At 64.1% G+C, this 13,233-nt stretch carries 11 protein-coding genes; 1 reads left to right on the forward strand and 10 read right to left on the reverse strand.

The features are described from left to right. Nucleotides 1-43: 43 nt before the first annotated feature. The 3 genes from pnp to AB4Z27_RS02330 all read right to left on the reverse strand — a co-directional run bounded on the left by pnp (nt 44) and on the right by AB4Z27_RS02330 (nt 4,377). On the reverse strand, nt 44-2,206 hold the full coding sequence (pnp, locus tag AB4Z27_RS02320) for a polyribonucleotide nucleotidyltransferase (RefSeq protein WP_092292381.1): 2,163 nt from the start codon (nt 2,204-2,206) through the stop codon (nt 44-46). A gap of 442 nt (nt 2,207-2,648) precedes the next feature. After that, nucleotides 2,649-2,912 carry a 30S ribosomal protein S15 gene (gene rpsO, locus AB4Z27_RS02325; protein ID WP_092292379.1) on the reverse strand — a complete coding sequence of 88 codons (264 nt, stop codon included), beginning with the start codon at nt 2,910-2,912 and terminating at the stop codon, nt 2,649-2,651. Between the two features lie 172 nt (nt 2,913-3,084). Further along, nucleotides 3,085-4,377, reverse strand: a complete 1,293-nt coding sequence (locus AB4Z27_RS02330) for a branched-chain amino acid ABC transporter substrate-binding protein (protein ID WP_441591969.1) — start codon at nt 4,375-4,377, stop codon at nt 3,085-3,087. A 155-nt stretch (nt 4,378-4,532) separates the two neighbouring features. Here AB4Z27_RS02330 and AB4Z27_RS02335 point away from each other — a divergent pair, with 155 nt between their 5' ends. Beyond that, entirely contained in the window at nt 4,533-5,069 is a 537-nt protein-coding gene (locus AB4Z27_RS02335) for a hypothetical protein (RefSeq protein ID WP_092292375.1), read from the forward strand. A 126-nt stretch (nt 5,070-5,195) separates the two neighbouring features. On the opposite strand, the gene AB4Z27_RS02340 is transcribed toward AB4Z27_RS02335, so the two are convergent. From AB4Z27_RS02340 to AB4Z27_RS02370, 7 genes are all read right to left on the reverse strand, one after another. Next, nucleotides 5,196-6,734, reverse strand: a complete 1,539-nt coding sequence (locus AB4Z27_RS02340) for a 2-isopropylmalate synthase (protein WP_092292373.1) — start codon at nt 6,732-6,734, stop codon at nt 5,196-5,198. A gap of 317 nt (nt 6,735-7,051) precedes the next feature. Next, nucleotides 7,052-7,555, reverse strand: coding sequence for a peptidoglycan-binding protein LysM (gene lysM, locus AB4Z27_RS02345; RefSeq protein WP_092292371.1), 504 nt, complete (start codon nt 7,553-7,555; stop codon nt 7,052-7,054). 113 nt (nt 7,556-7,668) lie between these two features. Next, entirely contained in the window at nt 7,669-8,574 is a 906-nt protein-coding gene (pssA, locus tag AB4Z27_RS02350) for a CDP-diacylglycerol--serine O-phosphatidyltransferase (RefSeq protein ID WP_092292369.1), read from the reverse strand. 34 nt (nt 8,575-8,608) lie between these two features. Further along, nucleotides 8,609-9,271 (reverse strand): phosphatidylserine decarboxylase, encoded by a 663-nt coding sequence (locus tag AB4Z27_RS02355; protein ID WP_092292367.1) that lies wholly within the window; start codon nt 9,269-9,271, stop codon nt 8,609-8,611. Nucleotides 9,272-9,534: 263 nt separating this feature from the next. Further along, nucleotides 9,535-10,551: a ketol-acid reductoisomerase gene (gene ilvC / locus AB4Z27_RS02360; RefSeq protein ID WP_092292365.1), complete on the reverse strand. Its 1,017-nt coding sequence runs from the start codon at nt 10,549-10,551 to the stop codon at nt 9,535-9,537. A gap of 128 nt (nt 10,552-10,679) precedes the next feature. Next, nucleotides 10,680-11,171, reverse strand: coding sequence for an acetolactate synthase small subunit (gene ilvN / locus AB4Z27_RS02365; protein WP_008643328.1), 492 nt, complete (start codon nt 11,169-11,171; stop codon nt 10,680-10,682). Next, nucleotides 11,171-12,934: an acetolactate synthase 3 catalytic subunit gene (locus tag AB4Z27_RS02370; protein WP_092292363.1), complete on the reverse strand. Its 1,764-nt coding sequence runs from the start codon at nt 12,932-12,934 to the stop codon at nt 11,171-11,173. Before AB4Z27_RS02370 ends, ilvN begins: the two co-directional genes overlap by 1 nt. Nucleotides 12,935-13,233: the final 299 nt, after the last annotated feature.

Genomic DNA, 13,233 nt, shown 5'->3' on the forward strand with positions numbered 1-13,233 from the left:
GCTTTTTTGGTACTACGAGGACTACGGATACTGCCGAACCGGCTTACTGCTGGTCGGGCGAGGCCGGCGCCGCCGGGGCGTCGCTCTGGACGATCGGGCTGATGCTGCCGCCCTCTTCCGCCAGCGCTGCCTTCAACGACAGGCGCAGACGACCCTTCTCGTCGGCCTGGATCAGCTTCACGCGCACCTGCTGGCCTTCCTTCAGCCAGTCCTTGATGTCCTTCACGCGCTCATTGACGATCTCGCTGATGTGCAGCAGACCGTCCTTGCCCGGCAGGATGTTCACGATGGCGCCGAAGTCCAGCAGCTTCAGCACGGTACCGGCGTAGATCTTGCCCACTTCGGCTTCCGCGGTGATGCCCTCGATGCGGCGCTTGGCTTCCGCCATGCCTTCGGTCGACGTCGACGCGATCGTGATCGTGCCGTCTTCGCCGATGTCGATGGTCGTACCGGTTTCCTTGGTCAGGGCCTGGATGGTCGAGCCGCCCTTGCCGATGACTTCGCGGATCTTGTCCGGATGGATCTTCATCGTGATCATGCGCGGTGCGTGTGCGGACAGTTCGGTACGCGCATGGCCCATCGCGCCCTGCATGTTCTGCAGGATGTGGATGCGGCCTTCGCGGGCTTGCGCCAGCGCCACCTGCATGATTTCCTTCGTGATGCCCTGGACCTTGATGTCCATCTGCAGCGCGGTAATGCCCGCGTCGGTGCCGGCCACCTTGAAGTCCATGTCGCCCAGGTGATCTTCATCACCCAGGATGTCGGTCAGCACGGCAAACTTGTTGCCTTCGAGGATCAGGCCCATGGCCACGCCGGCCACGTGTGCCTTGACCGGAACGCCGGCGTCCATCAGTGCCAGGCAGCCGCCGCAGACCGAAGCCATCGACGACGAACCGTTCGATTCGGTGATTTCCGACACCAGGCGGATCGTGTACGCGAACTCGTCGTCCTTCGGCAGGACCGGAATCAGCGCGCGCTTGGCCAGACGGCCGTGACCGATTTCACGACGCTTCGGGCTACCCACGCGGCCCGTCTCGCCAGTGGCGAACGGGGGCATGTTGTAGTGGAGCATGAAGCGGTCGCGGTATTCGCCAGCCAGCGCGTCGATGATCTGCTCGTCGCTCTTGGTACCCAGCGTGGCCACCACCAGCGCCTGGGTTTCCCCACGCGTGAACAGGGCCGAGCCGTGCGCGCGCGGCAGCACCGACGAGCGGATCTCGATCGGGCGCACGGTGCGCGTGTCGCGGCCGTCGATGCGCGGCTCGCCGGCCAGGATCTGGCCACGGACGATCTTCGCTTCGAGGTCGAACAGGATGTTGCCGACTTCCACCTTCTCGGCTTCCACGCCAGCTTCGGCCAGACCGGCCGTCACCGAGGCGTAGACTTCCTTCAGCTTCTGGCTGCGGGCCGACTTCTGGCGCAGCTGGTAAGCTTCCTGCAGCAGCGGCAGGCCGATCTCGCCAACCTTGGCGATCAGCGGCTCGTTCTTGGCTGCCGGGGCCCAGTCCCACTCGGGCTTGCCGCCGTCGCGCACCAGGTCGTGGATCGCGTTGATGGCGATCTGCATCTGCTCATGGCCGTACACCACGGCGCCCAGCATCACTTCTTCCGACAGCTGTTGCGCTTCCGATTCCACCATCAGCACGGCACGCTCGGTACCGGCCACCACCAGGTCCAGGTCGGACGCGGCGATCTGCGAGCGGGTCGGGTTCAGCAGGTACTGGCCATCCTTGTAGCCCACGCGGGCGGCGCCCACCGGACCATTGAAGGGGATGCCCGACACGGCCAGCGCGGCGGACGCGCCGATCAGCGCGGGGATGTCGGCCGGCACTTCCGGGTTGATCGACAGCACGTGGATCACCACCTGCACTTCGTTGTAGAAGCCTTCCGGGAACAGCGGGCGCAGCGGACGGTCGATCAGGCGCGAGGTCAGCGTCTCGTTTTCCGACGGACGGCCTTCACGCTTGAAGAAGCCACCGGGGATCTTGCCGGCAGCGTAGGTCTTTTCGATGTAGTCGACGGTCAGCGGGAAGAAGTCCTGGCCCGCCTTCGGGCTCTTGGCGGCCACCACGGTGGCCAGCACCACGGTGTCTTCCACGTCGACGATCACGGCGCCGCCAGCCTGGCGGGCGACTTCGCCGGTTTCCATGCGGACCGTATGCTGGCCCCATTGGAATTCCTTGACGATCTTGTTGAACATGGTCATGAGCGTTTCCTTGATACATGCATGCGGGGCGCACACACGCGCGTCCCGCGACGCCTGCGCTCACAGCGGCAGGCGAACTGCCGGATTCATGCCGGTCGCAGTCTCAGGGAAGTGCTATGCCATTCCATCGCGGCACCACCAGGCTGGCGATGCGGCGATGGAATGACACAAAACCCCGGTTCCTTGGCCGACTCCGGTCACAGAGCAATATAAAGAGCGAGGTAACTTACTCCGTTACACGTCTTGGCGCAACGGGCGTCCGGGCCGCTTGGCCAGGACAATTTAGTGAAGCAAACATCACAATCAACGCCGACCCAGCGGGTGTGCCGCCGGGCCAGAAAAGCAAAATGCCTGCCTCAGCAGAGCTGACGCAGGCATCGCGGCCTCACGTGAAATCGTGCAGGAACAACTTGTGCAGGATTCGTGCTGCCATCCGCAGACCTTACTTACGCAGGCCCAGCTTTTCGATCAGGGTGCGGTAACGGTCGGCGTCGTTGGCCTTGAGGTAGTCCAGCAGGCGGCGACGACGGCTCACCATGCGCAGCAGACCGCGGCGGCTGTGGTGATCCTTCATGTTGGCCTTGAAGTGGGGGGTCAGTTCGTTGATGCGGGTGGTCAACAGAGCGACCTGAACTTCGGGGCTACCCGTGTCGTTGGTGCCGCGGGCGAACTGCTTGATAACTTCGGACTTGTTGGCGATTGCCATGATGGTTTCCTTTCACTTGCGAACGCTGCAGCGCGGAATGCGCCACCTGCGTCGTGCCTTGAAGCCTGGTATGGACTGAGGCATGTGCCGTGCGCAGGGGTCCTTGCACGACAGCCGCGGATTATAGCCGAATTTGCCGGCGCGGCGAAATTCATCCGCGCGGCCTGCCTGATCAGCCCGCCGGGCGCTCCATACGGCACGTGGTGGGCAGCGTGGTCTGGGCCGTCTTGAGCTTCTTTACCGTGCGGAAGCCGTAGCCAGAACCTTCGTTGTCGAAGCGCACGTCCCCGCCCTGCTTCGCCATGACCGAGACATAGAGCGGCTGCAGCACCTGGTGGTCGTCCGCGCGCACGGTGGCGTCGTGGAAATCGTTGGTGAAGCGCATGTTCTCGAGCGCCAGCGCCACCTTGACCGCCTCCGTGGTACCAGCCTGGGTGATGGCCCGCGCCAGCATTTCCACCATCATCTGCATGCGCAGGTGCACGTAGTCGTCGCGCGGCTCGGGGTAGCGGGTGCGGAACGCCTGGTAGAAGGCGTCGGACGCCGCGCCGCCCACGTTCGGATGCCATTCGGCCACCGCCAGCACACGGCCCACGCCGGCATCGCCCATCGCCGCCGGCGCGCCCAGGCCGTTGCCATAGAAGGTATAGAAGCGGGCGCCCAGCCCACCCTCGCGCGCGGCCTTGACCATCAGCGTCAGGTCATTGCCCCAGTTGCCGGTGATCACCGCGTCGGCGCCACTGGCCTTGATCTTGGCGATGTACGGCGCGAAATCCTTGATCTTGCCGATCGGGTGGAATTCGTCGCCCACGATCTGGATGTCCGGCCGCTTGGCCGCCAGCATCTCACGTGCCGATTTCGCCACTTGATGGCCGAAGCTGTAGTCCTGGTCGATCAGATAGACCTTCCGCACCGCGTGTTCGCCGCGAATCGCCTCGGTCAGCGCCTGCATGCGCATGTCCGAACTCGCGTCGAAGCGGAAATGCCAGAAACTGCAATTCTCGTTGGTCAGCGCGGGATCGACGGCCGAGTAGTTGAGGAACAGCACGCGTGCGTCCGGCTGGCGCATGTTGTGGCGGTTGATCGCCGCCACGAGCGCCCCGGCCACGGCCGAGCTGTTGCCCTGCAGTACAAACGGGATGCGCTTGTCCACCAGCGAGCGGAACTGGATCAGGCTCTCATCGACATTGCCCTTGCTGTCGAACGTGACCAATTCCAGCGGCCGGGCGCCCTCGGCGGTCTTCACCCCGCCCCGCGCGTTCACGCGGTCGATGGCGATGCGCAGGTTGCGCGCCACGGCGTCCCCTGCGTTGGCGAACGGGCCGGACAGCCCCTCGATCATGCCAAGCCGGATCGGCGCGCCAGCCTCGCCCTGGGCATGCCCGCTCCCCGCCAGGCACAGCAGCGTCGCCGCCAGCCATGCACGCCACGGGCCGCGCCGCCGCCCTTTTTCCGCTCCGGACATCCTCACTCCTGTTCTACATCGCACAACAAAGGCGTGGATGGTACGGCAGTGGGGCCGATGGCGGCAATCCCACCAAAAAAGCAGCGTGTGATGCACACCAGCGCCCGAGCGGACTACACTTCCAGCATTCGTACGATTGCCAGTCGAGAAATCCCATGACCTCCCCCCTCCGCTTCGCCGGCCGCCGGCTGGCCCAGACCGTGGCCCTGGGCCTGGGTGCCGCCCTGCTCGCCGCCTGTTCCGCCCTCGCCCCGGTCGATACCGGCCTGAAACTGGTCGGCCAGCCCGAGAGCGCCGTGATGGCCACCTTCGGCAAGCCCACCGACATCTTTAAGCTCGACGACGGCACCGTGCGCTGGTTCTATTCGAAACAGCCGCTGGGCCAGGAATCGTACGCCGCTGACTTCGACAAGAATGGCAATCTGACGAATTTCCGCCAGATGCTCCGAACGCCGGAACTGTACAAGGCGCAGGTCAATGTCTGGACCAAGAAAGACGTGCTCGAGCACTTCGGTGCCCCGCGCGAGCCAAACCAGTACTTTCCGCTGATGAAACGCGAGGTGTGGAGCTACCGGTTCCGTCACGAGGACCAGTGGTACTCGCTGTTCAACTTCTATTTCGATGACGCCGGCGTGCTGCGCCAGACCCAGATCACGCCCGATCCGCTGTACGACCGCTCCGATCGTCGCTGACCCGCATCGCTTGCAAACATCGCAATCCAACGAAAAACCGCCCGTCGTCGCGGGATAGGCGACTGACGGGCGGTTGATGGTCGCGGAGGCCTTGTGAGCCCCCGGCGCCGGCACGCGGATCGGGGATCAGATCTGCGGGTTGATCTTCTGTACGGCCTTGTCGTGCAGCTTGTTCAAGGCGGCCAGGTAGGCCTTGGCCGATGCCGCGACGATGTCCGGATCGGTGCCCACGCCGTTGACGATGCGGCCGGCCTTCGACAGGCGCACGGTCACTTCGCCCTGCGCCTGGGTGCCGGTGGTGATCGCGTTCACCGAGTACAGCACCAGTTCCGCGCCGCTGTTGACCTTGCCTTCGATGGCGTGCATGGTGGCGTCCACCGGGCCATTGCCCTCGGCTTCGCCGGTCTGCTCGCTGCCATCCATATTGAATACCACGCGCGCATGCGGGCGCTCGCCGGTCTCGGAGCGCTGCGACAGCGACACGAAGCGGTAGTGCTCGTTCACGTCGTGCGCCTCATCCGAAACGATGGCCATGATGTCTTCGTCGAAGATCTCGGCCTTCTGGTCGGCCAGTTCCTTGAAGCGGCCGAAGGCGGCGTTGACTTCGCTCTCGCTCTCGAGTTCGATGCCCAACTCCTGCAGGCGCTGCTTGAACGCATTGCGGCCCGAGAGCTTGCCCAGCACGATCTTGTTGGCGCTCCAGCCCACGTCCTCCGCGCGCATGATCTCGTAGGTGTCACGCGCCTTGAGCACGCCATCCTGGTGGATGCCGGAGGCATGCGCGAAGGCGTTGGCGCCCACCACGGCCTTGTTCGGCTGCACCACGAAACCGGTGATCTGCGATACCAACTTGGATGCCGGCACGATCTGCGTGGTGTCGATGTTCACGTCCATATCGAAGTAGTCGCGGCGCGTCTTCACGGCCATTACCACCTCTTCCAGGCTCGTGTTGCCGGCCCGCTCGCCGAGGCCGTTGATCGTGCACTCGATCTGGCGCGCGCCACCCAGTTTCACGGCGGCCAGCGAGTTGGCCACGGCCATGCCCAGGTCGTTATGGCAGTGCACCGACCAGACAGCCTTGTCCGAGTTGGGGATGCGCTCGCGCACCGAGCGGATCAGGTCCGCGTAGCCTTCCGGCACCGCGTAGCCCACCGTATCGGGCAGGTTGATCGTGGTCGCGCCTTCGGCAATCACGCCCTCGAGCACGCGGCAGAGGAAGTCCATGTCCGAACGGCTGCCGTCTTCTGGCGAAAATTCGATGTCGTCGGTGAACTGGCGCGCGAAGCGCACGGCCAGGCGCGCCTGCTCGTACACCTGGTCCGGCGTCATGCGCAGCTTCTTCTCCATGTGCAGCGCCGAGGTGGCGATGAACGTGTGGATCCGGAACGAGTTGGCGGGCTTGAGGGCCTCCGCGGCACGGGCGATGTCCTTGTCGTTGGCGCGGGCCAGCGAGCAGATCGTCGAATCCTTGATCACCTGGGCGATCGAGCGGATGGCTTCGAAGTCACCATTGGAACTAGCCGCAAAGCCTGCCTCGATCACATCGACCCTCAGGCGTTCCAGCTGGCGCGCGATGCGAATCTTCTCTTCGCGGGTCATCGAGGCGCCGGGCGACTGCTCGCCGTCACGCAAGGTGGTATCGAAAATGATGAGTTTGTCAGACATTTTGTGGAGCTCCTGGGCTGTACCTTGTTGTGTGCCGTGCCGTCCCGTCCTTCTTGCCGTCGGGCGTCGCAGTCCTCGAAATCGAAATGCAAAACGCCCCGGCGTGCATGGTTGCAGGCCGGGGCGTTTGAAAACTAGGAAAATTCCTGGTGATTCCGCGCTAGGGCGATAGCGTCCCTTAGCGCGCGCGCGTCCCGACCCGATGGCCTAGTAGGCCACCTAGGGTGGTGCGGGCGAGTAGGGACTGGCGCGAAATCATGTCGGGGACTATATCCGGTTTGGCGCGCGCGTGCAAGGCGGGCTGACCCGAGCCGGTTTCAGCCCTTCGGCGGAATCCGCAGTTTCTGACCCGGATAGATCTTGTCCGGGTGCGAAAGCATCGGCTTGTTCGCTTCGAAGATCTTGTTGTAGTCCGCACCGTTGCCGTAGGCGGCCTGGGCAATGGCCCAGAGCGTGTCTCCCTTGACCACGGTATGCCACTGCGATTCGGTGGACTCCACGTTGACGGACATCTTGTCCTCCACCGACTCCACGCCCTCCACGTTGCCGGCGCACAGGATGATTTTCTCCCGGGTGGCCTGGTCCGGCGCCACGCCGAACACCGTCGCCTTGCCCTGCGACCCATCCACCTGGACCATCAGCCCGGTGGCGTCGAGCCCCATCTGCTTGATGTAATTTTCGATGGCATCGCCGGCGGCGCGGTTGGCGGCCTCCAGCTTCTCTGCCGAGGCATCCGCCTTGGCCGCATCCTGCGCAGCCTTGGCCTCGCCCTTGCCGAACAGCTTTTCGCCCGCTTCCTTGATGAAGTCAAACATACCCATGACATTCTCCTGACGGTGAGTGGAACGTAATGCGTAACGCGTGATGCGTGATGCGGATTGGGATACCGCTGGAACGACACAGGGCGCCCGAAGACGCCCTGTTGCCATGCTTGCTAGTTACCGCCGCCGAGACCGTCGGGTCCGCCGGCGCGTGCCTTGCGTACCTCGCCCGGCTCGCCGTGCAGCGCGCGCCAGGCCCACAGCAGGTAGCCCGACACGGCATAGGCCACGAACAGCCCGAACAGCGCTACCGGCGGATCGGTGGAAACCACCACGAACAGCACCAGCACGAGCACCATCATGCCGAAGGGCACGCGGTAGCGCACGTCCAGCGCCTTGCCGCTGTAGAACGGGGCGTTGGAGACCATCGACAGGCCCGCATAGAGCGTGATCGCAAAGGCGACCCACGGCATCCACAGCTCCCTGACCGGCAGCTTGTTATCGATGACCAGCCAGACAAAGCCGGCCACCAGGGCCGCCGCGGCCGGGCTCGGCAGGCCCTGGAAGAAGCGCTTGTCCACCACGCCGATATTGGCGTTGAAGCGCGCCAGGCGCAGCGCCGCGCAGGTGCAGTAGACGAACGCGGCGATCCAGCCCCACTTGCCGAGGTCGCGCAGGATCCAGGTGTACATGACCAGCGCCGGCGCCACGCCGAACGAGGTCATGTCCGAGAGCGAGTCGTACTGCTCGCCGAATGCGCTCTGCGTGTTGGTGATGCGCGCCACGCGGCCATCCATGCCGTCCAGCACCATGGCCGCGAAGATGGCGATGGCGGCCGAGTCGAAATGGCCGTTCATCGCCGCCACGATGGCGTAGAAGCCGGCGAACAGCGCGGCCGTGGTGAACGCATTGGGCAGCAGGTAGATGCCGCGCCGGCGCGGGCGCACGTACTCGATGTCCGGCCCTTCCTCGGCCTCGTCGTAGCCAGGGTCGTTGCGCAACTGGTTGCGGCGGAACGGTCGCAGATGCGTCACGTTGCCGATGCTGACGCGCTTGTTCCGTCGATTGAAGGCACCCATGCCAGCCTCTCCTATCAGTGTGGATGGCGGCGGCTTACTGCTGCGCGCCCTGCACGTCCAGTTCGGCCAGCACGGTCGACGAGGCGGACACCTTCTCGCCAATCGTCACGCGCGGCCGGGCATCCACGGGCAGGTACACGTCCACGCGCGAGCCGAAGCGGATGAAGCCGTAGCGCTGGCCACGCGAGATCGCGTCGCCCACCTTGGTGTAGCACAGGATCCGGCGCGCCACCAGCCCGGCCACCTGGACCAGCGTGACCACCTGGCCGTCCTGCGCGCGGCGGATCACGATGGCGTTGCGCTCGTTCTCCACCGACGCCTTGTCCAGATCGGCATTGACGAACTTGCCCGGGAAGTACTCGAGCTTCTCGACCTTGCCATCCACCGACGCGCGGTTCGAATGCACGTTGAACACGTTCATGAACACGCTGATCTTCAGCGCCTCGCGCCCGGCGTACGGGTCCTGGGTCTTCTCGACCACGACGATGCGGCCGTCGGCGGGTGCCAGCACGGCGTTGGGCGTCGACGGAATCGGCCGGGGCGGATCGCGGAAGAACTGGAGCACGAAGATCGTGAGAATCCACAGCGGCAGCGCCCACCAGAAACCTGCGCTGACATGCACCAGCAGCGAGATGACGAATGCGCCGGCCAGGAATGGCCAGCCTTCACGGGCGATCAGCGGATGAGGATAGTTCATGCAAGACTTGGTCTGAAGTTCAGGTAGAAACGATACGCCATGCCGCGCCGGCGCCAGGGGCTGGCCGCCGTGGGCAATTCAGGGGTATCGCCGCGAATAATAAGAAAGATTCGAGCCAACGCCCGAAAAAAGTCCGACAAGGATAACAAAAAGCCGTCCAGCCTCCGCCAAAATGCCTCACGCAACACTGCGCGGGGCCGGCGGCGGGCTGGACGGCCGAGGGCGGCGGGCCCGGGGGCCCCGCCCTGCCAGCTGTCGTCAGCTTAGTTCTTCGACTGGTCGACCAGCTTGTTCTTGGCAATCCACGGCATCATCGCGCGCAGCTTGGCACCCACTTCCTCGATCTGGTGCTCGGACGTCAGGCGACGGCGCGAGATCAGGGTCGGGGCGCCGGCCTTGTTCTCGAGCAGGAAGCTCTTGGCGTATTCGCCGGTCTGGATGTCGGTCAGGCATTGCTTCATGGCCTTCTTGGTCTCTTCCGTCACGACGCGCGGGCCGGTGACGTATTCGCCATATTCGGCGTTGTTCGAGATCGAGTAGTTCATGTTGGCGATGCCGCCTTCGTAGATCAGGTCGACGATCAGCTTCAGCTCGTGCAGGCACTCGAAGTAGGCCATTTCTGGCGCGTAGCCGGCTTCCACCAGCGTTTCGAAGCCAGCCTTGATCAGCTCGACGGTACCGCCGCACAGCACGGCCTGCTCGCCGAACAGGTCGGTTTCGGTTTCTTCGCGGAAGTTGGTCTCGATGATGCCGGCACGGCCGCCGCCGTTGGCGGTAGCGTACGACAGCGCGATGTCACGGGCGGCGCCGGACTTGTTCTGATGCACGGCGATCAGGTGCGGCACGCCGCCACCTTGCGAGTACGTCGAGCGCACCGTGTGGCCCGGGGCCTTCGGGGCGATCATGATCACGTCCAGGTCGGCACGCGGGATCACGGCGCCGTAGTGCACGTTGAAGCCGTGCGCGAAGGCCAGGGCGGCGCCTTCCTTGATGTTGCCGTGCACTTCGTTCTTGTACACGTCGGCGATCTGCTCGTCCGGCAGCAGGATCATGACCACGTCGGCGTTCTTGACGGCCTCGCCCACTTCCTTGACCTGCAGGCCGGCGTTGACGGCCTTGTTCCACGACGCGCCGCTCTTGCGCAGACCGACCGTCACGTTCACGCCCGAATCCTTCAGGTTCAGTGCGTGGGCGTGGCCTTGCGAGCCGTAGCCGATGATGGTGACGTTCTTGCCCTTGATCAGGGAGAGGTCGGCGTCCTTGTCGTAAAACACTTTCATGATGATTCCTTCGATTTTCTAAGTCTGCGTATAAGGGGTGGCGGCGTGGCGCGGGCGTTGGTTCCGATTCACGCGTCGCGCCGCCGGGGATACTGCGATTGGCTTGTGGCCGCTGCCGGGTGCGCCGGTCAGACCTTCAGGATGCGTTCGCCGCGGCCGATGCCGGAACCGCCCGTACGGACGGTTTCCAGGATCGCGGTGCGGTCGATGGCATCGAGGAACGCATCCAGCTTGCCGCCGTTGCCGGTCAGCTCGATGGTGTACGTCTTCTCGGTCACGTCGATGATGCGGCCCCGAAAGATGTCGGCGGTGCGCTTCATTTCCTCGCGCTCCTTGCCCACCGCGCGCACCTTCACGAGCATCAGCTCGCGCTCGATGTGCGCGCCTTCCGTCAGGTCCACCACCTTGACCACTTCCACCAGGCGGTTCAGGTGCTTGGTGATCTGTTCGATCACGTCGTCCGAACCGGTGGTGACAATGGTCATCCGCGACAGCGACGCATCCTCGGTGGGGGCCACCGTGAGCGTCTCGATGTTGTAGCCGCGCGCCGAAAACAGCCCCACCACGCGCGACAGCGCGCCGGGTTCGTTTTCCAGCAGGACCGAAATAATGTGTCGCATTACAGGTCCTCCGCGCCGAGCAGCATTTCGGAGATGCCCTTGCCCGCCTGGACCATCGGCCACACGTTCTCCGTGGGGTCGGTCTGGAAGTCCAGGAACACGGTGCGGTCCTTGAGGCGGAACGCCTCGCGCAGCGCCGGCTCCACATCGGCCGTCTTTTCCACGCGGATACCCACGTGGCCGAAGGCCTCGGCCAGCTTGACGAAGTCAGGCAGCGCGGTCATGTAGGAGTGCGAGTAGCGGTTGTCGTACTCGATCTCCTGCCACTGGCGCACCATGCCCAGATAGCCGTTGTTCAGCGAGCAGATCTTGACCGGGGTGTCGTACTGGAGGCAGGTGGACAGTTCCTGGATGCACATCTGGATAGAGCCTTCGCCCGTGATGGTCACCACTTCCTTGTCCGGGAACGCCTTCTTGATGCCCATGGCGTACGGCAGGCCCACGCCCATCGTGCCCAGGCCGCCGGAGTTGATCCACCGGCGCGGCTCGTTGAACTTGTAGAACTGCGCGGCCCACATCTGATGCTGGCCCACGTCGGAGCAGATGAAGGCGTCGCCCTTGGTCAGTTCCCAGATCTTTTCCACCACGTACTGCGGCTTGATGATCTCGCTCTTGCGGTCGTACTTGAGGCAGTCCACCGAACGCCATTGCTCGATCTGGTCCCACCACTTGGCCAGGGCCTCGCGCTTGGGCTTGACGTCGCTGGCCTGCAGCTGGGCGATCAGTTCCTGGAGCACGTCCTTGACGTTGCCGACGATGGGAATGTCGACCTTCACGCGCTTCGAGATCGACGAGGGGTCGATATCGATATGGATGATCTTGCGCGCCTGCGCGGTGAAGTGCGCCGGGTTGCCGATCACGCGGTCGTCGAAGCGGGCGCCGATGGCGATCAGCACGTCGCAGTTCTGCATGGCCATATTGGCTTCATACGTCCCGTGCATGCCGAGCATGCCGAGGAACTGCTTGTGCGTGCCCGGGAACGCGCCCAGGCCCATCAGCGTGTTGGTGACCGGATGGCCCGTGATGGCGGCCAACTGGCGCAGCTCGTCGCTGGCATTGGCCAGCACCACGCCGCCGCCCGTATAGATATACGGACGCTCGGCGCCCTGCAGCAGCGCGACAGCCTTGCGGATCTGGCCCGAGTGCCCCTTGTTCACGGGGTTGTACGAGCGCATGTCGATCGTCTTCGGGTACTCGTACTTACACGAGTTCCGCGACACGTCCTTCGGAATGTCGACCACCACGGGGCCGGGACGGCCGGTGGCGGCGATGAAGAACGCCTTCTTGATCGTCGCGGCGAGGTCGCGCACATCCTTCACGAGGAAGTTGTGCTTGACGATCGGGCGCGTGATGCCGACGGTGTCGCATTCCTGGAAGGCATCCTGGCCGATGGCATGGGTCGGCACGTTGCCGGTGATCACCACCATCGGGATCGAGTCCAGGTAGGCGGTGGCGATGCCGGTCACGGCATTGGTCACGCCCGGGCCGGAAGTCACCAGGGCGACGCCGACCTTGCCCGTGGCGCGCGCGTAACCATCCGCGGCATGGACCGCAGCCTGCTCGTGGCGCACCAGGATGTGCTCGAACTTCTTTTGCTTGTGGAGTTCGTCGTAGATGTACAGCACCGCGCCGCCGGGGTAGCCCCAGACGTATTCGACGCCTTCTTCGGCGAGTGCGTGACAGAGAATTTCCGCACCGATCATTTCGGGTGCGGCAGATGAATTGCTGTCTGCGTGGGAGAATTCCGCGCTGGGCATGTTCATTTCAGTCCTTTGCAATTTTCGGCAAAAAATTGTTTGGATGCTCTCTGCCGGGCTTGTGGCTCGGGTTCAAGCGGTGCGCGTCTGCATGAAGAGACCGCCTTATAAGCGGTCTGATGAGACAACCACTGATGTCGTGTGAACCGATGATGATACTGCAATGCACCAGCGTGGTCTATGGCCCCCTGGAGACTTTTTTGCAGACGCACCACGATGGCGCAACGGCCGCAAGCGACCCCTCCGTCATATTGTCTGCAAACTAATACAGCATCGCCCAAGCCGGCTGTTTTTTGCTAGCATCG

Origin of the sequence: Cupriavidus sp. KB_39 (assembly GCF_052114485.1) — a bacterium.
Taxonomy (GTDB): Bacteria; Pseudomonadota; Gammaproteobacteria; order Burkholderiales; family Burkholderiaceae; genus Cupriavidus.